The organism is Paenibacillus sp. B1-35 (assembly GCF_050474385.1).
In the GTDB taxonomy this organism is placed as follows: Bacteria; Bacillota; Bacilli; order Paenibacillales; family Paenibacillaceae; genus Paenibacillus_B; species Paenibacillus_B alvei.
Genome location: NZ_JBCHVJ010000030.1, coordinates 1 through 1088 on the forward strand (window position 1 = coordinate 1; position 1088 = coordinate 1088).

General features: G+C 59.2%; 1 protein-coding gene. It reads left to right on the forward strand.

The annotated features are described in order from the left end of the window. A partial coding sequence (locus ACQ5BJ_RS26295) for a condensation domain-containing protein (protein WP_430113015.1) occupies nucleotides 1-1088 on the forward strand: 1088 nt, incomplete at both ends.

The window sequence follows — 1088 nt, forward strand, 5'->3', positions numbered from 1 at the left end:
GCGCTGTATGAGGCGTTTGCGGGAGGGCAGCCAGCGGCATTGGCGCCGCTATCCTTGCAATATGCCGACTATGCGCATTGGCAGCGGAACTGGATGAGCGAAGACGTGATGAACCGTCAGTTGGCGTACTGGGAGGAAGAACTGGGCGGGGAACTGCCTGTGCTGCAACTGCCGACAGATCGTCCGCGTCCGGCGCAGCAAAGCTACCGGGGAGAGCGGTATGAAGTGGAGCTTCCGGCCGCTTTGCTCGTCAAGCTAAAAGCACTCAGTCGTCAAGAGGGAGCGACATTATTCATGACGCTGCTTGCCGCCTACCAAGGTTTCCTCTCCCGCTATACGGGACAGACGGATATCGCCGTCGGCAGTCCGATTGCGAACCGGCATTACGAGGAAACCGAGGGGATGATCGGATTTTTTGTCAACACCCTTGTGTACCGTGCGGATGTGTCGGCCAATCCGAGCTTCCGGGAGTTGGTGTCGCAAGTGCGCGGGAAAGCATGGAAAGCGCAGGAGCATCAGGACATCCCGTTTGAGAAGATCGTGGCGGCGCTGCAGCCGGAGCGGTCGGCGAGCTATGCGCCATTGTTTCAGACGATGTTTACGCTGCAAAGCCGTCCGAGCGAGCTGCCGATGGACTCGGAACGCCGGATGGACACGATAAGCAGCTTTATGTCGGTCGCGAAGTTCGACTTGACGGTAGGCGTGCAAGAAGCCGAAGAGGGGATGCGCGTCAGCTTCGAATACAGCACGGACTTGTTCGACGCGTCAACAATCGAGCGGATGGCGGCACACTTCGAGCGATGGCTGCATGAAGTGGCGGAGCATCCGGAGCGATCAATAGGCCAGATGCCGTTGATTAGTGAAGCAGAAACGAAGCAGCAACTGGAGATATGGAACCGGACGGAGACGGCGTATCCACGGGATCAGGTGATTCAGGAGCTGTTCGAGGAGCAGGCGGCGGCACGGCCGGAAGCGGTGGCAGTCGTTGACGAAGACCGCCAGCTGACGTACGGGGAACTGAATGCGCGGGCAAACCAACTGGCGCACTGCTTGCGAAAGAAAGGCGTGAAGCCGGAGACGCTGGTTGG